18 protein-coding genes are annotated in these 24817 nt (G+C 64.8%); 13 read left to right on the top strand and 5 right to left on the bottom strand.

Going from position 1 to position 24817, the window contains the following annotated elements:
- Positions 1–96 precede the first annotated feature (96 nt).
- The 4 genes from ACTIEZ_RS07815 to ACTIEZ_RS07830 all read left to right on the top strand — a co-directional run bounded on the left by ACTIEZ_RS07815 (position 97) and on the right by ACTIEZ_RS07830 (position 7740).
- Positions 97–2508 (top strand): M1 family metallopeptidase, encoded by a 2412-nt coding sequence (locus ACTIEZ_RS07815; protein WP_439546101.1) that lies wholly within the window; start codon positions 97–99, stop codon positions 2506–2508.
- Entirely contained in the window at positions 2505–2990 is a 486-nt protein-coding gene (locus tag ACTIEZ_RS07820) for a DUF6702 family protein (RefSeq protein WP_439546102.1), read from the top strand. The genes ACTIEZ_RS07815 and ACTIEZ_RS07820 overlap by 4 nt, the downstream gene beginning before the upstream one ends.
- Positions 2991–3230: 240 nt before the next feature.
- Positions 3231–6131: a TonB-dependent receptor plug domain-containing protein gene (locus ACTIEZ_RS07825; RefSeq protein ID WP_439546103.1), complete on the top strand. Its 2901-nt coding sequence runs from the start codon at positions 3231–3233 to the stop codon at positions 6129–6131.
- A 25-nt stretch (positions 6132–6156) separates the two neighbouring features.
- Positions 6157–7740: an amidohydrolase gene (locus tag ACTIEZ_RS07830; protein ID WP_439546104.1), complete on the top strand. Its 1584-nt coding sequence runs from the start codon at positions 6157–6159 to the stop codon at positions 7738–7740.
- Positions 7741–7874: 134 nt separating this feature from the next.
- On the opposite strand, the gene ACTIEZ_RS07835 is transcribed toward ACTIEZ_RS07830, so the two are convergent.
- Complete coding sequence (locus ACTIEZ_RS07835) at positions 7875–10274, bottom strand: zinc-dependent metalloprotease (RefSeq protein WP_439546105.1); 2400 nt, start codon at positions 10272–10274, stop codon at positions 7875–7877.
- 181 nt (positions 10275–10455) lie between these two features.
- Positions 10456–11418, bottom strand: a complete 963-nt coding sequence (locus ACTIEZ_RS07840; RefSeq protein ID WP_439546106.1) for a kinase — start codon at positions 11416–11418, stop codon at positions 10456–10458.
- Between ACTIEZ_RS07840 and ACTIEZ_RS07845 the strand changes: the two genes are divergently transcribed.
- Entirely contained in the window at positions 11417–12403 is a 987-nt protein-coding gene (locus ACTIEZ_RS07845) for a mechanosensitive ion channel family protein (protein WP_439546107.1), read from the top strand. The genes ACTIEZ_RS07840 and ACTIEZ_RS07845 overlap by 2 nt on opposite strands.
- 8 nt (positions 12404–12411) lie before the next feature.
- Positions 12412–13563, top strand: coding sequence for an acyl-CoA dehydrogenase family protein (locus tag ACTIEZ_RS07850; protein ID WP_439546108.1), 1152 nt, complete (start codon positions 12412–12414; stop codon positions 13561–13563).
- 9 nt (positions 13564–13572) lie between these two features.
- On the opposite strand, the gene ACTIEZ_RS07855 is transcribed toward ACTIEZ_RS07850, so the two are convergent.
- From ACTIEZ_RS07855 to ACTIEZ_RS07865, 3 genes are all read right to left on the bottom strand, one after another.
- Positions 13573–13866 (bottom strand): BrnA antitoxin family protein, encoded by a 294-nt coding sequence (locus ACTIEZ_RS07855; RefSeq protein WP_439546109.1) that lies wholly within the window; start codon positions 13864–13866, stop codon positions 13573–13575.
- On the bottom strand, positions 13841–14116 hold the full coding sequence (locus ACTIEZ_RS07860; RefSeq protein WP_439546110.1) for a BrnT family toxin: 276 nt from the start codon (positions 14114–14116) through the stop codon (positions 13841–13843). Before ACTIEZ_RS07860 ends, ACTIEZ_RS07855 begins: the two co-directional genes overlap by 26 nt.
- Positions 14117–14203: 87 nt before the next feature.
- Positions 14204–15640: a mechanosensitive ion channel domain-containing protein gene (locus ACTIEZ_RS07865; protein ID WP_439546111.1), complete on the bottom strand. Its 1437-nt coding sequence runs from the start codon at positions 15638–15640 to the stop codon at positions 14204–14206.
- 312 nt (positions 15641–15952) lie between these two features.
- Here ACTIEZ_RS07865 and ACTIEZ_RS07870 point away from each other — a divergent pair, with 312 nt between their 5' ends.
- The 7 genes from ACTIEZ_RS07870 (at position 15953) to ACTIEZ_RS07900 (ending at position 24738) form a co-directional block, all read left to right on the top strand.
- Positions 15953–17578, top strand: a complete 1626-nt coding sequence (locus ACTIEZ_RS07870; RefSeq protein WP_439546112.1) for a DUF885 family protein — start codon at positions 15953–15955, stop codon at positions 17576–17578.
- 74 nt (positions 17579–17652) lie between these two features.
- Entirely contained in the window at positions 17653–18906 is a 1254-nt protein-coding gene (locus ACTIEZ_RS07875; protein ID WP_439546113.1) for an acetyl-CoA C-acetyltransferase, read from the top strand.
- A gap of 71 nt (positions 18907–18977) precedes the next feature.
- Positions 18978–20213 carry a CoA transferase gene (locus ACTIEZ_RS07880; RefSeq protein ID WP_439546114.1) on the top strand — a complete coding sequence of 412 codons (1236 nt, stop codon included), beginning with the start codon at positions 18978–18980 and terminating at the stop codon, positions 20211–20213.
- Complete coding sequence (locus ACTIEZ_RS07885) at positions 20210–21010, top strand: hypothetical protein (RefSeq protein ID WP_439546115.1); 801 nt, start codon at positions 20210–20212, stop codon at positions 21008–21010. Before ACTIEZ_RS07880 ends, ACTIEZ_RS07885 begins: the two co-directional genes overlap by 4 nt.
- Before the next feature lie 3 nt (positions 21011–21013).
- The gene (locus ACTIEZ_RS07890) at positions 21014–22159 is read left to right on the top strand and encodes an acyl-CoA dehydrogenase family protein (RefSeq protein WP_439546116.1); all 1146 of its coding nucleotides are present in this window, start codon (positions 21014–21016) and stop codon (positions 22157–22159) included.
- A complete protein-coding gene (locus ACTIEZ_RS07895; protein ID WP_439546117.1) occupies positions 22159–23358 on the top strand; it encodes an acetyl-CoA C-acetyltransferase in 1200 nt (399 codons plus the stop codon). Before ACTIEZ_RS07890 ends, ACTIEZ_RS07895 begins: the two co-directional genes overlap by 1 nt.
- A 153-nt stretch (positions 23359–23511) precedes the next feature.
- On the top strand, positions 23512–24738 hold the full coding sequence (locus ACTIEZ_RS07900) for a CaiB/BaiF CoA transferase family protein (protein WP_439546118.1): 1227 nt from the start codon (positions 23512–23514) through the stop codon (positions 24736–24738).
- Positions 24739–24817 lie beyond the last annotated feature (79 nt).

Below are 24817 nucleotides of genomic sequence, written 5' to 3' on the forward strand. Positions count from 1 at the left end.
AGCCAATTGCTTCGGGGTGCTTGCCAAGCTTTGGGCGCCGGGGCAGATGGCGATGCTATCGAAGGGGCCAGCGTGGCCGGGGGAAGAGGGCAGTTCATGATAATCTTGGGGCAACTGGCGCGCTGGGCAATCGTGATCGCCGGGGCCGCGGCTTTTGGTTCTGCAATCGCCAGCCCGATCGAACAGACCAAGGGCAGCTTCGTCGACAAGTTCCGCCAACTGGAGGGCGAGGATTGGCCGACGCCGACCGATTACCGCAATGCCGCTGGCGCCCCCGGCCATCGTTATTGGCAGCAGAAGGTCGATTACCGCATCACCGCGCGCCTGGATGAAGCCACCCGCACCATCAGCGCCAGCGAGACGGTCACCTACCACAACAACAGCCCGGACAGTCTGCGCTATCTGTGGCTGCTGCTCGATCAGAATTACAAGCGGGATCACATCGCCGAGCGCGCCGAAACCGTGTCGCCCGGTGGCAGCATCAGCCTGACCGGCGTGCGCCGCGCCATGCGCATGAAGGAGTGGGAAGGCGGCTTTAACGATCTGAAGGTCACCGATGCGTCCGGCCGCGCGTTGAAATTCACCGTGGTCGATACCTTGCTGCGCATCGATCTGGCCGCACCGCTGGCCAGCGGCGGCGTGACGACGGTGAAGATCGATTTCACCCTGCCGATGCCGGAGACGCGCGTGGTTGGCGGCCGTTCGGGTTATGAGTGTTTCACCAAGCCCGATGATGATGGCAATTGCATCTTTCTGGCGGCGCAGTGGTTCCCGCGCGCCGCCGTCTATTCGGATTACGAAGGCTGGCACAACAAGGCCTTCATCGGCGGCGGGGAGTTCACGCTGGAATTCGGCGATTACGACGTCAGCCTGACGGTGCCAGCCGATCATGTGATCTCGGCCACCGGCGAACTGGCCAATCCCGATATCCTGTCTGCCGCGCAGCGGGCGCGCCTGGCGCAGGCCCGCACCGCCAAGGAACCGGTCTATATCGTGACACCGGCCGAAGCGCTGGCGGCGGAGAAGGGCAAGAGCAGCACCACCCGCACCTGGCGCTTCACCGCGCGCAATGTCCGCGATTTCGCCTTCGCGTCCAGCCGCAAGTTCGTGTGGGATGCGATGGGCGTGCAGCAAAAGGATGCCGCCAACCCGCTGGTGATGGCGATGAGCTTTTACCCGAAGGAAGCCCGCCCGCTGTGGGATGCCTATTCCACCAAGGCCATTGCGCACACCATCGAGGTGTATGGTGATTTCGCCTTCCCCTATCCCTACCCGGTGGCGCAGAGCGTCAACGGCCCGGTGGGCGGGATGGAATATCCGATGATCACCTTCAACGGCCCGCGCCCGGTGAAGGACAAGAAGACCGGGCAACTGACCTACACCGAGCGCGCCAAATATGGCCTGATCGGCGTGGTCATCCACGAGGTTGGCCACATCTGGTTCCCGATGACGGTGAACAGCGATGAACGCCAGTGGACCTGGATGGACGAAGGCATCAACAGCTTCCTGCAGTTCGAAGCCGAAAAGCGCTGGGATCCCGATTTTCCCAATGCCCGCGGCGAACCGCGCAATATCGTCGAATATATGGTCAGCCGCGATCAGGTGCCGTTGATGACGCACAGCGACAGCCTGCTGCAATTCGGCCCCAACGGCTATACCAAGCCGGCAACGGGGCTGGTGATCCTGCGCGAGACCATCCTGGGCCGGGAACTGTTCGATTTCGCGTTCAAGGAATATGCCCGCCGCTGGCGCTTCAAGCGGCCGACGCCCTATGATTTCTTCCGCACCATGGAAGAAGCTTCGGGCGTCGATCTCGACTGGTTCTGGCGCGGCTGGTTCTACAGCACCGATCATGTCGATATCGCCCTCGACAAGGTGGTCGAAGCCCGGCTCGACACCCGCAATCCCGAAGTGGAGAAGGCCTGGGCGAAAGACCGTGCCAAGACCGAGCCCACCCCGCTGACCAACATCCGCAATACCCAGGTGCCGGTGGTGGACCGCGATCCCGCGACCCGCGATTTCTATGATGAAACCGATCGCTTCACCGTGACCGCCAAGGATCGCAAGGATTACGAGGCGCTGCAGAAGAAGCTGGAACCCGAACAGGCCGCGGCGCTGAACTTCAAGGATCATTTCTATCACTTCAGCTTCCGCAATATCGGCGGCCTGGTGATGCCGGTGATCCTGAAGCTGGATTATGAGGATGGCAGCACGGAAACCATCCGCATCCCGGCCGAAGTGTGGCGGTACAACAATCGCAACGTCACCTGGCAGCATGTGACGCCCAGGAAGCTGAAATCGGCCATGGTCGACCCGATGTGGGAAACCGCCGATGCCGATCGCAGCAACAATGGCTATCCGCGCAGCATCGAACCCGCCGTTCTGAAGGTGCGCGACGACCCGGCCGGCCCGGACAACCGCATGGCCGACAGCGAACTGGAAGTGACTCCGGACAGCACCAGGACGCAGCCGATCAAGAAGTCGCCCGAGAAGAAGGACGACAAATGAGGCGTTTGATCGGCCTGTTGCTGCTGGCCGTGTTGGCAGCCGGGCCGGTCTCCGCGCATCGCGGCCACGCCACGCTTTCGGTGGTGGAAATTGATGCAAAGACCGGCGCCGTGATGGTAACGCACCGCATGTCCGCGCATGATGTCGAGCCCGTGCTCGCCAACATCGCGCCCGATGCACAGCCCAGCCTCGATGATCCGGATGCCGTGCAGTCCCTGATCGCCTATGTCAGACGCGAATTTCGCATTGCCGGCGTGCCGCTGACCTTTGCCGGCCACACGCTGGCCGGGGACATGGTCGTGCTGCGCTACACCGGGCAGTTGGCGGGCACCCCGGACAGCCTGTCGATCATGGGCGGCCTGTTCGGCGAAACCCACGCCGATCATTCCACGCAGGTGAATGTGCGGCGCGCCGGCGTGACCCGCAGCCTGCAATTCCGCCCCAATGACCCGGCGTTTGACGTACCGCTGCCAGGATCCTGACCAACCGCGACGTGAATCTGGCAGCGCCTACGCCAAAAGACGTAACGCCGGACCAGCCATTGTCATGCCAATGACGCATCCGGGTTCAGTTGAAATTCAGATCGGGTCGGACGGGGGTTAACCCCGGCTGAGACCATGATTGCCAGCCGTCCCGTTGGACAGGATCGCCGCGCCAGAGCGATCCACCAGAAGTACGTTTTCCAGCCGCGTGGGGACGTGGCCGCAATCAGGGGATGCCGAATGACAATGCACCGTCGTGCCTGCGCCAATTTGCGCAGTACGCTCAAGCTGGGCAGCGCCACTGCCGCCCTCCTGCTCCCTGCCATGGCGCTGGCGCAAGCCGCACCAGTCGCCACCGCTCAGGCCGAACAAGCTGCCGGAGAAGACAGCGCCGTCATCACCGTCACCGGCTCGCGTATTTCGCGCACCGGTTATGATTCGCCGATCCCGGTGTCGGTGATTGGCGAAGCCGAGTTGAAGGCCGAACCGCAGGCCAATATCGGCGATTATGTCAACACGCTGCCGTCGGTGCAGGGTTCGTTGTCGTCGTCCACCAACTCCGGTTCGCTGTCCAACGGCCAGGCTGGCCTTGCCACGGTCAACCTGCGCGCGCTTGGCGCGGCGCGCACACTGGTGCTCATCGATGGCCAGCGGTCGGTTGCCTCCACGCCGGTCGGCTTTGTCGACGTGCAGACCATTCCGCAGGGCCTGATAAAGGGCGTGGAAGTCGTTACCGGCGGCGCGTCGTCGGCCTATGGTTCCGATGCTGTGTCGGGCGTCGTCAACTTCTCGCTGAACCGCGATTTCAAGGGCCTGCGCGCCGAATATGAATTCGGTATCACCGATTACGGTGATGTGCCCAACCACACGTTCCGCATCACCAGCGGCTTCGATTTCGCCGGCGGTCGCGGCAAGGTGCTGCTGGCCGGGGATTATTTCACCCAGAAGGGCGTCGATACCTATGATCGCCCGTGGCAGGAATCGGGCTTCTTCCAGATCGACAATCCGGCGTTCGTGCAGGGCAACGGCCAGCCGGAACGACTGGTGACCGCCGGCGCCGGCACTTATCAGATCACGCCGGGCGGCATCATCAACACCGGCCCGCTGCGGGGTACCTATTTCGGTAATATCGTCAATGGCCAGGCCAGCCTCAATCAGTTCAACTACGGCCCAACGCGTGGCCAATGGATGGTCGGCGGGGATTTTCGGATCAGCCGCGAAGGCCATTGGAGCAGCAACAGCCTGGCGCCCGATGAAGAGCGCGGCAACATCTTCGGCCGCATCAGCTATGAAGTCAGCCCGGCCTTCACGCCGTTCCTGCAATACAGCTATTCCGGCTATTCCGGCAGCAGTTTCTATCAGCAGACGCCCAGCACCGGCGTGACCATCCAGCGGGACAATGCCTTCCTGCCCACGGCAATCGTCGACCAGATGGTTGCACGCAACCTCAACAGCATCTCGATCGGCACCAGCAACAACGGCTTTCCCGCCGCCGGCTCCAGCAACACCCGCGAAGTCTATCGCTTCGTCGCTGGTGCCGATGGCGAGTTCGAACTTGGCAAGGGCAATTGGTCCTACTCGGCCTATTATCAGGCAGGTATCGCCAACACGAACGAAACGCTGACCAACACCTGGCTCAACAGCCGCGTGGCGCTCGCTCAGGACGCGGTGCGGGCACCGGCGGGCAATGCTGCCGGCATCGCGGCGGGCACCATCGTCTGCCGCTCCACGCTGACCGCCCCGACCAACGGCTGCGTGCCCTTGAACCGAATCGGGATCGGCGGCGTCACCCAGGCGGCCATCGATTATGTGTTCAACAATGGCGCCCAACCGCAGCGGTTGCAGACATTGCGTCAGGACGTGGCCGCCATCAGCTTTTCGACCAACGATCTGTTTGAAACTTGGGCTGGCCCGGTGTCCTTCGCGTTCGGCGGTGAGCATCGCCGGGAACGCGTCAATGGCTCTGTCGATCCGATCTTCAATTCCGGCTGGCTCTATGGCAACTACCGTGTCACCGCCGGGGCCTTCACCGTGTCGGAAGCCTTCATCGAAACCGTGGTGCCGCTGGCCAAGGGCCTGGATTTCAACGGCGCCATCCGGCAGGCTGATTACTCGACCTCTGGCGGCGTCACCACCTGGAAACTGGGTGCCACCTGGCAGGTGATCGAGGACATCAAGCTGCGCGCCGTGCGCAGCCGCGACATCCGCGCGCCCAACCTGAACGAACTGTTTGCGCCCGGAACGGCGCGCACCAACACGGTGAACGTTGCCCAACCCGGCGGCGGCCAGCGGGCGGACCAGTTCCTGGAACAGACCACCGGCAACCTTGATCTGCAGCCGGAAGTGGCGATGACCTGGGGTGTCGGTGCCGTGCTCACGCCGCGCTTCCTGCCCGGCTTCGCCGCGTCGATCGATTATTTCGACATCAACCTGTCGGGTGCCATCGGCACCATCGCGGCGCAGACCATCACGTCGCTGTGCATCGAACAGAACCGCCAGGATCTGTGCCAGTTCATCACCTTCAACGGCCCGGCCGGGGCAACCAGCCCGATCACCTCCATCCGGCTGGTGCCGTTCAACTTCGCTTCGGTGAAGGTGCGCGGGTTGGATATGGAAGCCAGCTATCGCTTTGATCTGGGCAGCGGCAAGGCCACGCTGCGGGCGCTGGCCAGCCATTACATCGAGAATCTGAACGACAACGGCATCGACGTGCCGGTCGATCTGGCTGGGCAGAATGTCGGCGGCGGCGTGCCGAGCTGGAATTATCGCCTTACGGCCAATTATGAAATCAACAGTTGGTCGATGAACCTGACCGGTCGTGGCTTTTCCGGCGGCGTCTATGACAATAATTTCTTCGAATGCACCAGCGGCTGCCCTGTTTCCACCCCGCAGGCGCGCACGATCAACAACAATCAGATTTCTGGTCAATGGTATCTCGACGCCTCGGTCACCAGGAAGATCAAGGTGGGCGGATCGAAGGCCGACCTGTTCCTGTATGTGCGCAACCTCTTGAACAGCGATCCGGTCTTGGTCGGCAACGGCCCCACTGGCAACAATACGCCCGCCTATCCACAAACCAACCGCGGCCTGTATGATGTGCTGGGCCGTGTCTATCGCTTGGGCGTGCGCTTCGAATATTGATCTGGAATTCAGGGGGGATTGAGGGATGACCAATTACAAGATGCTGGCCGCGCTGCTGGCGGCGACGATGATGGCCGGGCCAGCGCTGGCCTTGTCCACGCCGGCGCAGAAAAAGGCCATTGCCGATGGCGTGGAGGCCCGGGCCAAGCTGGCGCAGGAAATGGTCGACATGGTGTTCAGCTATGCCGAGCCGGGGTTTCAGGAGCACAAGACCAGCGAATATCTGGCCGCCATTCTTGAAAAGAACGGCTTCAAGGTGGAACGCGGTGCCGCCGGCATCCCCACCGCCTTCAACGCCACCTGGTCGAACGGGCCTGGCCCCAAGATCGCGCTGGGCAGCGATATCGATGGTCTGCTCGGACTTTCGCAATATCCCGGCACCGTCGAGATGAAGCCGATGGTGGAAGGCGGCCCTGGCCATGGCGAAGGCCACAACAGCGGCATGCCGATGGTGATCATCGCGGCGCTGGCCGCCAAGGACGTGATGGAAAAGAACGGCATCAAGGGCACGCTGATGCTGTGGCCCGGCGTTGCCGAAGAACTGCTGGCCACCAAGGCCTATTATGTGCGCGCCGGCATGTTCAAGGATGTCGATGCGTCGATCTTTGCCCATGTCGGCCGTGATTTCGGCACCGCCTGGGGTCCGGCCGGCAACAATGGCATGGTCAGCGTGGAATATACGTTCAAGGGCAAGACCGCGCACGCCGCCGGTCAGCCCTGGGATGGCCGCAGCGCGCTGGATGGCGTCGAACTGATGAACATCGGCTGGAACATGCGGCGTGAACATCTGCCCGTCACCCAGCGCAGCCATTATGTGATCACCGAAGGTGGCGGCCAGCCCAACATCGTGCCGGAAAAGGCCAGCGTCTGGTATTATTTCCGCGAGGGCAATTTCGCCAAGATCCGCGGGCTTTACGAGATCGGCAACCGTATCGCCGAAGCCGCCGCCATGGCCACCGACACCACGGTGACCAAGCGCACCCTGGGCTATGCCGCGCCGAATTTCGGCAACAAGCCGCTGGCCGAGGCACTTTATGCCAATATCAAGGCGGTCGGCCTGCCGCAGTGGAGCGCGGCCGATCAGGGCTTTGCCAAGGCGATGCAGCAGGCCAATGGCGTGAAGGTGGAGCCGCTGGCCACCACGCTGCAGCCGCTGTCCACGCCCGACCTTCGCGGGCCATCGATGGGCGGTGGTTCGGATGATATCGGCGACATCATGTGGACCGTGCCCACCGTGACGGTGCGTTACCCATCGAACATCCCCAACGCCATCGGCCACAACCGCCAATCGGCGATCGCCATGGCCACGCCGATTGCTCACAAGGGCGTGGTGGTCGCCGCCAAGGCGGTGGGCATGACCGTGATCGATCTGCTGACCACGCCGAAGATCATCGCCGATGCCAAGGCCTATCAGCAGGATGTGCAGTTCAAGACGGACACATATGATCCGCTGCTCACCCCGCAGGACACGCCGGCGATCCATCTGAACGCCGACATCATGAGCAAGATGCGGCCGCAGTTGGAGAAATTCTACTATGATCCGGCTAAGTACAAGACGTATCTGGAGCAATTGGGGATCAATTACGAGGATTTCGCCAAGGTGAAGTGAGTGGCTTTGGTTTGTGAGATTGGGCCGGTACCGAGAGGTGCCGGCCCTTTTTCTTTTTGGTTTTGTCATTCCCCACCCCCGGCCCCTCCCCTGAAGGGGAGGGGGGTAATCATTGGAGGTGGGGCCGTGCTGCATCACCCCAGCGGCGGCCCCGGTGGTTGCGGGGCGCGGCTGCGCGGGCTCTTGCCCCAGGAGACGGAGACGGACTTGGGCGCCCTGGCGGCCGGGTCGGCCAGGTAGGCGGTGATGTCGGCGGCGGTCTGGCGGTTGAACGCCGTGCCGAGCGCATCGCTGGTGCGGGTGGGCAGGGTCTTGGCGAGATCGGCGAGGGTTTGCAGCGCCAGGGCGCGGGCTTCGGGGGCGGTGCTGTCGCTGTCGCCGAGGATCATCAGGCCGTCGAGCACCGCCTTCTGCACCACGCGCAGCAGGGCGGCGTCACCGGATTTGGCATTCCAGCTTGCCGCCATCAGCGCATCGATCAGATCGGGCAGGGTGACGCCGTCCAGCCCGCGCGCCTGCAACGACACCAGCCGCGCCGCGCGATCGGGCGCCAGCAGCGGTTCCACCACCAGCGCTGCGGCGATGCGGGCGGCCTGGAGCTGGTTGAACACCGGATCGTCGGAGAGATCTTCGAGGTTGCGGCCGGGATCGGGCGTCAGTTGCGCCAGCAGGCTTTCGGGGATCGCCAGTTCGGCGGGCGTCAGCGCGCGCAGCAGCACGGCCAGCGTGTCGCGCTGCAGCTTGGCCGGAATGGGCGTCGTCGCGGGGCGGTTCTCGCCCTTCACGACAATGTCCGTGTAAATCCCGCCGATATATTTCACGGCTGATTCAACCATGTAGCGGTGGTGGAGATAGGCCATCCACAGCCGGAGATTGCGCAGTTCGCCAATGGGCTCGCCGGGCAGCAGCACGCTGTCCGGGCCATAATTCGCCAGCATGATCCGCCGCGCCGCCAGCGCTTCGGTCAGCCCCTCCACCGGCGTGGCGCGATCATCATACCAGGTCCAGCGCGGATCGCTGTCGGGCACATAGAGCAGGCCCTGACGGCGCATGTCGGCGATGATCGCCTCCAATCCGGCCTTTTCGTCGCGCAAGGGTGTGTAGGCATAGCGCACCATCATCGTGTCATAGGCGCCGATTTCCGTCTGGAAGCTCTCGGACAGATCGAGCTTGCCGTTCACCACCTTAACCCGCGGGGTCGGATATTCCATCACCGAGGCCCGATCATTGAGGCTGGAGGCAAAATTATGCCCGAAGCCGAGCGCATGGCCGAATTCGTGGGCAGTCAGCAGCGCCTGGCGCAGCAGCACCATGTCCCGCTGGCCTTTCGGCATGGCATCGAACTGGCCGTTCACCAGGCTGGGATCGGCCACGGTCACGCCGCTGCCGTCGCCGGCCAAGCCACCGGCATAGGCGTCCCAGTAATTGGCGACCGTGCGGATGCGGTGTGAATCCATGCGCACCTTGGCGCCCAATATTTCGCCGGTGCGCGGATCGCGGAAACTGCCACCCGACGAAAAGCCGCGCTCATCGCGGTTGATCCACTGCATGTAATTATAACGGATATCCTGCGGGTCCATGTCCGCCGGCGCGTCTTTCGCCACCAGCGCATTCTTGAAGCCTGCCGCTTCATAGGCCTTGTTCCACCACAGCAGGCCGGTCTTCATCGCGTGTCGCACCGGGGCGGGGATGGCGAGATCGAAATAGACCGTTATGGGCGTCACCGGTTCGGACAGGGCGGCGCCGGGGTCCTTCTTCTCCAGCCGCCAGCGCGACACCCAGGCGGTATCGATACCGTTCGCGAAGCTCTGGCTGAAGTCCTTGAAACTTATGGCCGAAACGCCGATGCGCGGATCGGCCGGGCGCGGGGTGTAGCCGGTGGGGGCTTTCAGGAAACTGTGGTGCACGCGCATGGTCAGATGTTCGGCATCCGGCGCCACACCGCGCACCAATGCGCCGGGGCTGTCGGTGCTGAAGGTGGAGATCGTCTCGATCTCGGTATTGAGCGGGAACGCCTTGGTTTGCGGGGTGTGCAGCGCGAAACGGCTGGCGTCGAAGCGGTAATTGCCCTGCTTGGTGCGGCGCAGCGTGGCCTCCACCCCGCCGGCATCGCGCATCACCAACGGGGTGGCATCGACCACGATGCGGCCCCCTGCATCACTTTCGATTGTAAGGCTGGCGAGGATGGCCGTGGGGAAACTTGCCGCCACCCCGGCCTGGTGCGCGGCATCGCCGGTGAGCGAGCGAAAGGCCAGATTCTGCTCTTCCACCAATATCTTGCTGCCGACCCGGCGGAACCGCACCACGGCCTGGCCGACGGTGCCGCGATCGAAGGGCAATTCCACCGAGCCACCGCCAGAGGCGAGGCTGATGTAATAGAGGACATCGGTATCGAGCGCCGGAATCGTCAGCAAAAGCCGGGACTTGGCGGCATCGATGCTGACCGGCATATAAGCGGCATCCTGTGCCTGCGCCGCAGCGAGAGACGGTGTGATTGCCATGGCAATGGCAGTGGAAAACAACATGAATTTCATTCCGGCCCCCTGATGCGAAACGCTGGGCATTGGACACTGCGCGGGCCGCCGAGGGAAGGGGGACTTTGACGAAGCCAAAGCATCTGCCCGCGCCGCCGAGTTTGGACAGTTTGAACGATTCCGGCCGGATACAGCGTTGAAAAGCGGCCAGAATCGAAAAAACAAATGCCTGGAGGCCGGTTCAGTTCGTTTCAACGCGCAGTTCGTTGACCCTAAACCGAAACGCCACTTGTAGGACAGACATGCCGGGCCGTTTGTGCCTTGGGCCGGGCGAGGCGGTGCAGCGGGAATGACTGACGACCTGCCGCTGGCCATCAAGCCATAATGTGAGATCGGCGTGGGCAGGGGTGGTTTGCCGCTGCCAGCGGGTCAGCCGTTCATAATGCGCGCAGAAACGCGCGATTGCGCTTGCAGCCATGCCCGGCCGACCACTGCTGCGCATCAGCGCGGCCTCCTGCTGCGCACGCCAGCGCGGCACGCTTGCCCAATCGGGCGCGGCGAGAAAGACCAGGGCATCGATGCGGTTCCACACCCGCTGATAGGGGCCGGCCAGCGCCTGGTTGGCGTGGGTCCGCCAGGTGGCCGCAGCGTCCGCATCGGCCTCCAGCGCGTTGACCGGGGCGGCGAGCAGCGCGGCGGGCTGGGCGCGGGCGCCAATGCACCAGCCTTCCAGGATCAGCACATCCAGCCTGGTGGGCAGGGGCCATTGTTGCGGCGGCAGGCGATCGTCGGCCAGCTTGTCGAACACCGGCAGCGCCAGCGGCAGGCCAGCGCGCACGCGCAGCAGCGCATCCAGCAGCAGCGGCAGATCATGCGTGCCGGGCGCGCCGCGGGTAGCGAACAGCGGGTGGACGCGCCGGGCCAGCGCCAGGCGCCGTTCGCGCGGCAGGTAGAAATCATCGATCGAAACCGCCGCTGCCGCCAGACCGTGCTGTTCCAGCCGCGCCGCCACCACTGCTGCCACGGTGGATTTGCCCGATCCTTGCGCGCCGGCCACGCCCAGCACCAGCGGCCGGGCGGGCCTGCGCGCCACCAAAGGCGCCAGCACTTCTGCCGCGATGATGTCTGCCGCCAACATTGCCGCATGCTGGCGCGCCGGCCAGCCGTTGTCCACCACGGCCATCCCGCCTAGGGTCGCCGCCATGCAGGCCCTCGATATCGACGCCGCCATCAGCGGGCCCTTGGTCAGCATCGGCCAATATAGCCTGACGCTGCAAAAGCTGTTCGCCGCCGGCATCGTGCTGGCCATTGCGATTTTCGTGATCTGGCTGATCCGCACGCTTACCGCGCGCGGTCTTGATCGGGTTGGCGCCGGTCGCGCCGCGACTGTTTATGTTGCTGGCCAGGTGGCCCGTTATGTCGTGGTGATCGCTGCGCTGGCCGCGGCGGTATCGGCGCTGGGCGTCGATCTGTCTGCGCTGTCGCTGTTTGCCGGGGCACTGGGGGTCGGCATCGGGCTTGGCCTGCAGGATGTCGTCAAGAATTTCGTTTATGGCCTGATCCTGCTGTTTGACGGCAGCATCGAGGTGGGGGATTTCGTGGAGCTGGATGATGGCACCGCCGGGCTGGTGGTGGCCATCGGCCCGCGCGCCACCACGCTGCGCACCAATGATGCCGTGGACATGCTGGTGCCCAACGCCAACATGCTGGGCGACAAGCTGACCAACTGGACGCGCAACCGCGTCGCCCGCCGTGTGCATATCCCGTTTTCGGTGGCCCATGGCAGCGACAAGGAAAAGGTGCGCGCCGCCGCGCTGGAAGCGGCGCGCGCCGTGCCGTTCACCCAGCCCGAAACGCCCGACACACGCACCCAGGTGTGGTTGACCGGCTTTGGCGACAGTTCGCTGGATTTCGAACTGGTGGTGTGGCCGTCGCTGGATGCGGTGAAGCGGCCGGGCAGCATGAAGGCGGCCTATAATTGGGCGCTGGATGATGCGCTGCGCAAGCATGGCATCGAGATCCCGTTTCCGCAGCAGGATGTGCGGGTGCGAAGCTGGTTCGGCCATGAAGGCGAGGCCGGGGTGGCGGCTGCGGCCGGGCGCGCCTTTGCCGAGCCGGACGCCGAGCCGCCGCGCCGCGCATCGACCAACGACGCTGCCGACGATGCGACGCGCAGCCAACCGGAGTGACGGACGCAATGACGGATCGCAATGACTGGGCCGATATTCGCGAAGCCATCGTAAGGTTATGCGCCGATTATCCGGGCGAATATTGGCGCGCAAAGGATGCCAGCCGCGCCTACCCGACGGAATTTGTTGATGCGCTCACCCGCGAAGGATGGCTGGCGGCGCTGATTCCATCCGAATATGGTGGGTCGGGCTTGCCCTTGTCGGCGGCCTGTGCGGTGCTGGAGGAAATCCACGCCAGCGGCGGCAATGGCGCGGCGGCGCACGCGCAAATGTATGTGATGGGCACGCTGCTGCGCCACGGCAATGACGCGCAGAAGGCGCAATTTCTGCCGGCGATTGCGCGCGGTGATCTGCGGCTGCAGGCGTTTGGCGTGACGGAGCCGACATCTGGATCGGACACGTTGTCGTTGCGCACGATGGCGGTGCGCGATGGCGATGACTATGTGATCAACGGCCAGAAAATCTGGACCAGCCGGGCCGAGCACAGCGATTTGATGGTGCTGCTGGCGCGCACGACGCCCAAGGACCAGGTGGCCAAGCGCACCGATGGCCTGTCGGTGTTTCTGCTCGATATGCGTGGCTGTGCCGGGCTGTCGATCCGGCCGATCGACACGATGATGAACCATGGCACCACGGCGATATTCTTCGATGATGTGCGCGTGCCCGCTGCCAATCTGATCGGCGTCGAAGGGCAGGGCTTTCGCTACATCTTGTCGGGCATGAACGCCGAACGCATCCTGATTGCGGCGGAATGTATTGGCGATGCGCGGTTTTTTCTGGACAGGGCGTGCGGCTATGCGCGCGAACGCCAGGTGTTCGGCCGCCCGATCGGCCAGAACCAGGGCATCCAGTTTCCCCTCGCAATGGCGCACGCGCGGATGACCGCGGCGCGGCTGGTGGTGGCGGACGCCTGCCGGCGATACGAAGCGGGCGAGGTGGCCGGGGCCGAGGCGAACATGGCGAAACTGCTGGCCGCCGAAGCGAGCTGGCAGGCCGGCGAGGCGGCGATGCAGACGCTGGGCGGCTTTGCATTCGCGGCGGATTACGACATCGAACGCAAGTTCCGCGAGACGCGCCTGTACCAGGTGGCGCCGGTGTCGACCAACCTGATCCTGGCCTATCTGGCGGAGCATGTGCTGGGGCTGCCGAAGAGTTATTGAGTGGGGAACTTATTCCTTGACGGCGGCGGCGCGTTCCAGGGCGGCGATGGCACGGCTCTGCCAACCCTTTTCGCCATCACGCTGGAAATAGTCGATGACATGGCGGGGCAGGCGCAGCGTGACCTGCTTGCGATCGGATCGTTTGGTGCCCGCCGGGCGGCCAGGCTTCTTCACCAGCAGGGGCAGGGCGCCAGCCAGTTCGGGAACATCGCTGGCGGGCCGGGCGCGGGCGAAATCCGCTGCTGTCCACGCCGGGTTTTCATCGTCGGGAATGCCATCAACCGGGTTGGGCTTGGAGACCATGGCGCTGCCTTTCCTTGGCGTTGGCGCGGCGCAGGCTGATGAGCCGCATCGTCTGGCCGCGCAGGGTGTAAACAAGACAGCAGGCGACACCGTCGATATGGCCGAACGCCCGCCAGCGGACTTCGCCATAATCCTGCCGATCATCCCGCAATGTCAGCGGCATCGCATCAAAACCCGAAAAATCAGCCAGCGACAGGCCATGCTTGGCGATGTTGACGGCATTTTTCGCGGGATCAAACGTGATAACCACCAATTATCTGTAGATGCAGATAATATGGATATCAAGCGTCTGTTGGCTGTAGTTCTGCCGTCGTCGTTCAGGTCGTCCGGCCGCCCGTCATCGGACAGGGGCAAGCAGATTTTCGCCGGCTTCGGGGAGCACGGCGGCCTGGGCCTGACGGGCCAACGGGCCTTGTTCGGATGTGAGATTGCCTTCCCCGCCGGACATGGTCACGGCATCATCATGCTGTGCGGCCGTGTCAGACAGCGCCGGGCCGCCTGGCAGTTGCTCATCGCCAGCCATGCGCCGGAACGGCACGCCTTCGGGGAAAATGATCTCGCGGGCCGCATCGGGCATCGACACGCCGGCGGCCTGCAAGGCGCGCTTGACCTGCCGCATCAGCGATGAACGCACCCGGAAAATCGAATAGGCGCGGCCATCGAACCAGAATTGCACGCTGAGATTGACCGTGGAGGCGCCCAGTTCATCGACGATCACCGCCGGCTCCGGATCGGCCAGCACCGCTGGGTGAGCGCGCAGCGCGGCCATGATCACATCCTGTGCCGCCACGATCGAATCCGGATAGCCGATGCCCACGCCGAAATCCGCGCGCCGATTGGGGTTGCTGGAAAAATTGGTGATGATGCTCTTGAAGACGATGGAATTGGGGATCTGCACATGATTGCCATCCAGGGTCAGCAGGATGGTGGTGCGCAGGTTGAGATTTTGCACCAGGCCCTGATGCTCGCCGATCCGGATCCAGTCGCCGGTGCGAAACGGGTTGCGCACACTGAGCAGCACGCTGGCCAGCATATTTTCGGCGATGTCGCGAAACGCCAGGCCGATGACGATGCCGATCAGCCCGGTGCCACCGAGCACGGTGACCGCCAGCCGGGTGAGGCCGGCCACCTGCAACACCAGATAGATGCCGAGCAGGATTACCGGAAAGGCAATGGCGCGCGCGGCCAGATCGGCAAGCAGGGCCGAGGTCAGCCGGCGGCGCAGCGTGCGCCGCGTGATTTGCGCCACCCCGCGCGCCGCAAACCAGAACAGCGCGATGATCGCCAGCGACGCCAGCGCCAGTGGCGCCAGCCATTTCGCCTGATCGGCCAGCCGCTGCACTTCGCGCCAGGTCGGCGCCAGATTCCACGACACCGGGCGTTCGACGACGATGCGATTGACCACCGCCACCACATCTTCGGTGCGCCCGGCCAGTTGTTCGGCCCAGGCGCGGCGTTCGGTGGTTTCGGTTTGCCCGTCCAGAAAGACGATGCCTTCGCGCACCGACACGCGCGCCGGCGTGAACCAGCCGCTGGCGGTCAGGATGCGTTGCAGCCGGCCACTGATCTGCGCATCGCGGGCGGCGGGGTTGACGGCAATTTCGCTTGTCGGCTCTTCGATGACAGAATCTTCTGCGGGCAGGGGCAGTTGCGCCGCGGCCGGGCGGGGGTTGGGCAGCACAGCCAAGACCAGCAGCAGCGCCAGCACGTGCATGCCGCGCGTGCGCGCCGGGTTGAAACACTTGGCCCCTGAGCCGTTGGTTGCCTGGTTCATGACAAGGGTTACGCCGTTGGGGCCGATTGCGTTCCCCGCCAGATGGCGGCCGGCACCATTGGTCTATCGCCTCTGGCCGCAATCGGTGATGGGTTGCGGCGCCGCGCGCCATCGTGCTGTTGCAGCAGATGGCACCTGACCTGTTGGCGCCAGGCCAGTGGCTCCATCGCATTGACCTTGGCGCGGCCCGGACATAGCGTTCGCTCCAGCGCAGGCCGCACGGGGCGGGGGGTGCGTTGGGGATTTGCGACAATGGTTAGAATGATTTCCTGCCTTCTGGCATGCTCTGTCATCGCCTTCGCGCCAGCGCCGGTGGCCGCGCAGATGGCGGTGCCGGCCCCGACGCCTGCCGCCAACCTGGTGCAGCTGATTGCCAGGGCGTTGACCGTGCAGGAAGGCGAGGCGGGCACGCCGGAACAGGCGGCGGCGATCGCCACCTACCGCGAAGTGCTGGACGCGGCGGGCCGGATCGATCGCAGCGCGCTTGGTCTGGACGACCAGGTGGATCATGAACTGCTGCTGGCGCATGTGCGCCTGCGCTTGTTCGAGATGGAAACGCTGAAGCTGCACGAGGTGAACCCGGCGTCGGTCTATGCGCTGGGGCGGACCAATGCGCTGTTCCTGCGGCCCGGCGCGCTGCCGGACAGTGCGGCCCGGCAGGCGACGGCGGAACTGCGGCGGCTGCCGGCGGTGCTGGCGCGGGCGAAGCAAAATCTGAAGAACCCGGCACGGACCTGGACGGAAAACGGCATTTATCAGGCGCATTACGCGCGGATCCTGCTGCGCGATTATGTGCCGAACGCCATCACGGACAGCAAGGCGGTGAAGGATGATCTGGTGGCGGCGGCCGGCCCGGCGCTGGCGGCGGTGAATGATTTCGAACGCTGGTTGAAGAGCGATCTGCTGCCGCGTTCGACGCGATCACCGGCCTGGAAACCGGCGGAAATCGAATTCTACCAATATGTGCAGGAACAGCTCGACGAGTATGGCACCGAAGCGATGCTGCGCATTGCCGCCGAGGAAGAGCGGGTGCTGATGGCCGAAATGCGCGAACTGGCCAAGCAGATCCACCCCAGCGGCGATCTGCGCACCGTGTGGGAGGTGATGAAGGAAGAAGCGCCGCCCTGGGACAATGTCATCCCGATGTCCCAGCGCTATGTCGACATGATGAGCGCCTGGCTGCGCGGGCCGGGCAGCCATATCGTGACCATTCCCGATTATATCGATTATGGCGCGCGGGAATCACCGCCGATGGCGCGGCGCATCCTGTCGTTCGGCGGCGCCACCGGCGGCCCGACCGTGGCCGGGCGGCAATCGGGCTATTATATCCTGACGCCGCTGGAGGATATCCTCACCCCGGCCGAGCGGGCCAGCCGCATCAAGTCGTACAATCCATACTGGACGCACGTGATTTCCTATCACGAATGGCTGGGCCACAATGTGCAGATCGCGGCGCGCAACCAGCATGTGACGCGGCCGATGCGGCGGGCGTATCGCAGCGCCTATTTCAGCCAGAGCTGGTCGTTTTACCTCGAGCGGCTGATGGAAGAGGAAGGCTATTACAAGACCTTGCCGTACATGGAGGAATTGAAGACCAAGATGGCGCGGCGCCAGATGCGCATGTGGCGGGTGCAGCGGATCCTGACCAAGATCAGGATGGCGAAGGGCGAAATGACCTTCGACCAGGCCGTGCAGGCCTATGTCGACAAGATGGGCATGGAGCCGACCAACGCCTTCATCGAGGTACAGCGCGATTCGCAGACGCCGGCCTCACCGGGGCGCGAGATCATCGGCGAGCTGGAGGTCATCAAGCTGCGCGAGGAATATAAGCGCCGGATGGGGGTGCATTATTCGATGAAGCAGTTTCATGACACGCTGCTGACCTATGGCGACCTGCCGTTCAAGCAGATCCGGCGGTTGATGTTCCGGGACGAGTGAGGCCTGCCAAAAACCGCAATCGACGGACGCGCTGCGAGGCGTACTGTGGGAGCGCAATCCAAGGGAGCACGCACATGGCCGAAGCCTATATCATCGATACCGTCCGCACGCCGCGGGGCATTGGCAAGGTGGGGAAGGGCAGCCTGGCCGACATGCACCCCCAGCATCTCGCCGCTGCCGTGCTGAAGGCGGTGGCGGAACGCAACCACATCAACACCGCCGAGGTGGACGATATCATCTGGTCGACCTCCACCCAGAAGGGCAAGCAGGGCGGCGATCTCGGCCGCATGGCGGCGCTGGATGCCGGCTATGATCTGAAGGCCAGCGGCATGACGCTGGACCGGTTCTGCGGCGGCGGCATCACCAGCGTGAACCTGGCTGCGGCGCAGATCATGAGCGGCATGGAAGATCTGCTGATTGCTGGTGGCACCGAGATGATGAGCTACACCGCCACGATGGCGCAGGAAGAGCGCGCCGCCGGCCTGGCGCCGATGATGATGGGCAGCGGCAATGCCCGCCTGCAGGCGCACCACCCGCAGAGCCACCAGGGCGTGTGCGGCGATGCGATTGCTTCGAAGGAAGGCATCAGCCGCGCTGACGTGGATGCGCTGGGGCTGGAAAGCCAGAAGCGCGCCGCCGTTGCCATCGCAGAAGGCCGGTTCGCGAAAAGCGTGATCCCGGTCTATCGCGAAGACGGCACGCTGGCGCTGGACCGCGAGGAATTCCCGCGCCCGCAGACGACCATGGAAGGCCTCTCCGCGCTGGAGCCGAGCTTTGCCAAGCTGGCCGACATGCCGCTGGACCAGAAGGGCACCACCTTCCGCAAGCTGATCAACGCGCGTTATCCCGATCTGAAGATCGAGCATATGCACCATGCCGGCAATTCATCGGGCGTGGTCGATGGCGCCGCCGCCGTGCTGCTGGCCAGCAAGGCCTATGCGGAGAAGAACGGCCTGAAGCCGCGCGCGCGCATCGTCGCGATGGCCAATATGGGCGATTGCCCGACGCTGATGCTCAACGCCCCGGTGCCGGCGGCGCGCAAGGTGCTGGCCAAGGCCGGTTTGACCGTGGACGATATCGATCTGTGGGAAATCAACGAGGCGTTCGCGGTGGTCGCCGAAAAATTCATCCGTGATCTGAAGCTGGACCGCGACAAGGTGAATGTGAACGGCGGCGCGATTGCGCTGGGGCACCCGATTGGCGCGACCGGATCGATGCTGATCGGCACGGTGCTGGATGAGCTTGAGCGGCGCGATCTGAAGCGCGGGCTGGTGACGATGTGTGCCGCAGGTGGGATGGCGCCGGCGATCATCATTGAGCGGATTTAACCCCTCTCCCCTCGGGGACTTCTGGGCGGGAGAGGGAGATGCCCGCCGCGCAGCGGTGGGAGGGTGAGCGAATGTTTTCGCTCCTCCCCCACCTCCGCGTCGTGGAAGCGGCGGCATTTGTCGCCGGCCCCACGGGAGGCCTGTACCTGGCGCAGATGGGCGCGACCGTCATCCGCATCGACCAGATCGGCGGCGGGCCGGATTTCCGGCGCTGGCCGCTGAGCGATGCGGGCGACAGCCTCTATTGGGAGGGGCTGAACAAAGGCAAGCAGTCGATCCAGATCGATCTGGCGCGGCCGGAGGGTCGGGAACTGGCGGTGGAACTGGCCACCGCACCCAATGGCCCTGGGGGCGACGATGCCGGGCTGTTCCTGACCAATTTTCCGGTGAACGGCTTTCTCTCCCACGCAGCGCTGGCGGCGCGTCGCCCGGATATGATCACCGCGCGGATCATGGGTTGGGCGGATGGCAAGCCGGCGCTGGATTACACGGTGAATGCCGCTGCGGGCGTGCCGGACATGACGGGATTCCCAGACTCTGGGCCGGTGGAGAGCGACCGCCCGGTAAATGCGGTGCTGCCGGCGTGGGACTTGCTGGGCGGGGCGTGGGCGGCGTTTGCCATGGTGAGCGCGCTGCACCGGCGCAAGGCGACGGGTGAGGGCGCCGAAATCCGTGTGCCATTGTCCGATCTGGCCGCCACCTCGCTGTCGCACCTGGGCTTTGCGGCGGAAGCCATGCTGCACGGCGACCGCGGGCGGCTGGGCAATGATCTGTTCGGCGCGTTCGGGCGGGATTTCGTGACGGCGTGCGGCGCGCGGATTTATCTGGTGGCGATCACGCCGAAGCAGTGGCGCGGGCTGGTCGCGGCGCTGGCGTTGGGCGAGGCGGTGGCCGGGGTGGAGGCCATGGTGGCTGCGGATTTCACGGCGGATGAAGGTGCGCGCTTTACGCACCGTGGGCTGTTGTTTCCCTTGTTTGAGGCGGGAATCGCTGCGCGGACCTTGGCGGAACTCGGCCCGGCGCTCGATGGTGCCGGGGTGACCTGGGGACCGTATCAGACGCTTGCGCAGGCGGTGCAGGGCGATGCGCGGCTGTTCACCGCCAATCCGCAGTTTCAGACGATCACGCATCCATCGGGGCTGACCTATCCCGCCGCTGGCCCGGCCGCGACGTTGCTGGGCGAAGCGCGCGGGGCCGTGCGGGCGGCGCCCACATTGGGCGCGGATACCGATGCGGTGCTGAGCGAGGTGCTGGGGCTGGACAGCGGCGCGATTGGCCGGCTGCACGATGCGGGGCTGGTGGCATGACGGCTGAAGATTTCGCGCTCTGGCAGGGCTGGTGCGGCAAGCCGGAATGGCGGGAGGAGGTGCTGCACGGCGCCGATGTGCTGCGCTTTGCCGAGGCGCTGAACTGGGATGTGGAAAGCCTGGGCTGGCCGCCGCTCGGGCATCTGGCGCTGTTTCTGCCGCCGCCCGGCCCGCGCGGCGCCGATGGCCACCCGGCGCGCGGCGGTTTCTATCCGCCTGTCTCCCTGCCGCGCCGCATGTTTGCCGGCGCCGAAATGCAGTTTCACCGGCCGCTGATTGCCGGCATGCCGGCGATGCAGATGCGCGTGCTGGAGGCGCTGGAGCACAAGCAGGGCAAGAGCGGCGATCTGCTGCTGGGCCGGGTGCGCATCGAGATCTGGCAGGAGGGCGAAAAGGCGTTGGAAGAGGTGCAGACGATTGTGTGGCGCGATGGCGGGGCGGCGGTGGATTTGCCGGTGCCGGCCAACCGGCCGCCGCTGGGCGATGCCGCGTTCACGCCGGGCCCTGTGCAATTGTTCCTGTTTTCCGCTGCCACCGCCAACGCGCACCGCATCCATTATGATCTGGCCTATGCGCGTGATGAGGAGGCCTATCCGGGCCTCGTCGTGCACGGGCCGCTGGTGGCGGCGCAGTTGCTGGGCTTGTGGGAACGGCGGCATGGGCCAGCGAAGAAATATGGTTTCCGCGCGCTGGCGCCGATCTTTGCCGGGCAGCCGGTGGTGTTGCGCGCTGGCGATGATGGCTTGGCTGCGCTGCGCTGCGATGGCACGGTGGCGGTGACTGCCGAAACGGGGTGAGTGATGGATGCTGAAACCTTCGGGCTGCTGAAAGACCAGCTCGCACGTTATGTCGATGAGCGCTTGATCCCCGCCGAGGATGCGGTGGAGGAGGGCGATGATATCCCTGCCGATATCGTGGCCGAATTCAAGGCGATGGGCCTGTTCGGCCTGTCCATCCCCGAAAGCCACGGCGGCCTGGGGCTGACCATGGCCGAAGAAGCCGCGCTGGTGCGGGTGCTGTGCCGGGCCAGCATCACCTTCCGCAGCCTGATCGGCACCACCGTTGGCATCGGCAGCCAGGGGATCATGATCGACGGCACCGCGGCGCAGAAGGCCGAGTGGTTGCCGCGCTTTGCCACTGGCGAGGCGATTGCCAGCTTCGCGCTCACCGAGCCGGGCGCCGGTTCCGATGCCGCCTCGCTGCAATGTCGCGCGGTGCTGGAAGGTGATCATTACCGGATCACCGGCACCAAACGCTATATCACCAACGCGCCGCGCGCGACGGTCTTCACGCTGATGGCGCGCACGGAACCGAATGTGAAGGGCGCGGCCGGGATTTCGGCGTTCATCGTGCCGGCCGACACGCCGGGGATTTCGCTGGGCAAGCCGGACCGCAAGATGGGGCAGCGCGGCGCCAAGACCTGCGATGTGATCCTGGAAGATGTGATGGTGCCGGCGGCCAACATCATCGGCGGCGTGCCGGGCCAGGGCTTTCGCACCGCGATGAAAGTATTGGATCGCGGGCGCATTCATATCGCCGCGGTGGCGCTCGGCATGGCCGACCGGCTGATCGAGATGAGCCTGGCCTATGCGATGGAGCGTCAGCAGTTCGGCCAGCGCATCGGAGATTTCCAGTTGGTGCAGGGCATGCTCGCCGACATGGAGGTGGACCGGCTGACCACCGAAGCGCTGCTGGAGCGCACGGCGGCGCGCTTTGATGCGGGGTTGGTCACCGCCAAGGAATGTTCGGTGTTGAAACTGCACGCCAGCGAAGCGGTGGGGCGGATTGCCGACCGCGCGGTGCAGGTGCACGGCGGCGCGGGATACATGGCGGAGTACAAGGTCGAACGCTTTTATCGCGACGTGCGGTTGCTGCGCATTTACGAAGGCACCAGCCAGATTCAGCAGACCATCGTGGCCAAGGCCATGATGCGGGAGAGAAATTGATGCGCCGTGCAGCCATTGTATCGCCGATCCGCACCGGGGTTGGCCGCTTCGGCGGCTCGCTGGCCAGCCTGCCTGCCGGCGAACTGGGCGCGATCATCCTGAAGGCGTTGATGGCCCGCACCGGCGTCGATCCGGAACGCGTCGATGATGTGGTGTTTGCCCACGGTTACCCCAATGGCGAAGCGCCGTGCGTGGCGCGCTGGTCCTGGCTGGCGGCGGGCTTTCCGGAATCCGTGCCGGGCGTGTCGCTGGACCGGCGCTGCGGCAGCGGGCTGCAGGCGGTGATCGATGCCGCGATGCGCGTGCAGACCGGTGCTGCCGATATCGTTGTCGCCGGCGGTGTCGAGAGCATGAGCCAGGTGGAATATTACAGCATCGATCACCGCAATGGCGCGCGCATGGGCAGCACGACCTTCCATGATCGGTTGGTGCGCGGCCGGGTGATGAGCCAGCCGATTGCGCGCTATGGCGTGATTTCGGGGATGATCGAGACGGCCAACAATCTGGCCAGGGATTACGACATCAGCCGCGAAGCCTGCGATGAATATGCCGCGCAGAGTCACCAACGTGCCGCCAAGGCCTGGGCCGAGGGCAAGTTCGACGCGGAACTGGTGCCGGTGGAAATCGCCCAGAAGAAGGGGCCGCCCCTGGTGTTCGCGCAGGATGAAGGCATCCGCGCTGATGCCACCGCCGAGAGCCTGGCCCTGCTGCGCAGCATCGAGAAGGACGGCGTGGTCACGGCCGGCAATGCCAGCCAGCAGAATGATGGCGCGTCGGCCTGCCTGGTGGTGGGCGAGGACATGCTCGAACCGCTCGGCCTCACGCCGATGGCCTGGCTGACCGGCTGGGCGGCGGCGGGCTGCGATCCATCGCGCATGGGCATCGGCCCGGTGCCGGCCGTCGAGCGCTTGTTCGCGCGCACCGGCATGGGCTGGGACGATCTCGATCTGGTGGAATTGAACGAAGCCTTCGCGCCGCAGGTGCTGGCCGTGCTGAAGGGCTGGGGCTGGCATGATCCGGATCGGCTGAACGTGAATGGTTCGGGAATCAGCCTGGGCCACCCGATCGGCGCCACCGGCGGACGCATCTTGGCGACGATGCTGCACGAGCTGCAGCGCCGCGGCGGACGATACGGGCTGGAGACGATGTGCATCGGCGGCGGGCAAGGCATGGCTGCAATTTTCGAGATGGCACGCTGAACCAAAGCAGAGTAGTTTTGCGTCGCAGGAACCCGTCTGGACGAGTCGGTTTACATAGTTTTGATGATTGCAGAGCTAACCCTGTCGGGGGCTAGGAGCGGTGCCAGTTTTTGCGAACTGGCACCGTTTTCTGTTTGGCGCTAGCGGTGGGGCATGACCCTGCCTCTCCCTCCGTCATCCCTCGCCGGCATTCGTGTGCTCGATCTGTCACGCGTGCTGGCCGGGCCATGGTGCACGCAGATATTGGCCGATCTGGGCGCCGATGTCGTGAAGGTGGAGGTGCCGGGCCGCGGCGACGACACCCGCGCCTGGGGGCCGCCGTTCCTGAAAGGCGCGGACGGGCAGGACGAGATCGGCACCTCGGCCTATTATCTTGCCGCCAACCGCAACAAGCGCAGCATCGCCGTGGATTTCACCCATCCGGACGGCCAGGCCTTGCTGCGCGATCTGGCGCGTGAGGCCGATATCGTGGTCGAGAATTTCAAGGTTGGCGGGCTGGCCAAATATGGGCTGGATTGGCCGTCCCTGCGCGTCATAAAGCCCAGCCTTGTCTATTGTTCCGTCACCGGTTTCGGGCAGACCGGGCCTTATGCTTCGCGCGGCGGCTATGATTTCGTCGCGCAGGGCATGGGCGGCTTCATGTCGGTTACCGGCGAGGAAGGCGGCGGGCCGCTGCGCGCCGGCGTGGCGATGGCCGATATCGGCACCGGGCTTTATGCCACCATCTCCATATTGGCGGCGCTGCGCCATGCCGAGGCGACTGGCGAAGGCCAGCAGATCGATATCAGCCTGCTTGATACGCAGATCACCAATCTGGCCAACCAGGCGATGAACTGGCTGGTGGGCGGCGTCGATCCGGGCCGCATGGGCAATCGCCACCCGACCGTTGTGCCCTACACGCTGTTCAAGGTGAGCGATGGCCAGATCATCATCGCCATCGGCAATGACGGGCAGTTCCGCAGCTTTGCCCGCGCAATGGGCGTGCCGGAATTGGGCGATGATCCGCGCTTCGTCACGGCGCGCGCCCGGCTGATCAACCGCGACGCCATCGAGGCCGAAGTGCAGCGGCTGGTGGCCGACCAGCCCGGCCTGCCGCTGATTGACCGGCTGGTGGCGGCGGGCGTCCCCTGTGGCCCGGTGAACAGCATCGCGCAGGTGTTTGCCGATCCGTTCGTGGCAGCGCGCGGCACGGTGCATGAATTCGTGCGGGATGATGGCGTGACCATCCCCAGCGTGGCCTTTCCAGGCAAACTCTCGGCCACGCCCGCCACCATGCGCCGCCCGCCACCGCGTGTGGGGGAGGATGCGGCTGAGGTGCTGCGCGACTGGCTGGGGCGTGATGATGTGGAGGCACTGCGGGCCGCGGCCGTGGTGGGGTGAGTCCATTTCGCCACACCTGGCGCCCTTCTGCCAGTGGTCCGCTGTTTTACCGATTGGCCATTCCGCAAGTTACATCCAT

This window comes from Sandarakinorhabdus sp., assembly GCF_051860625.1.
Lineage (GTDB): Bacteria > Pseudomonadota > Alphaproteobacteria > Sphingomonadales > Sphingomonadaceae > Sandarakinorhabdus.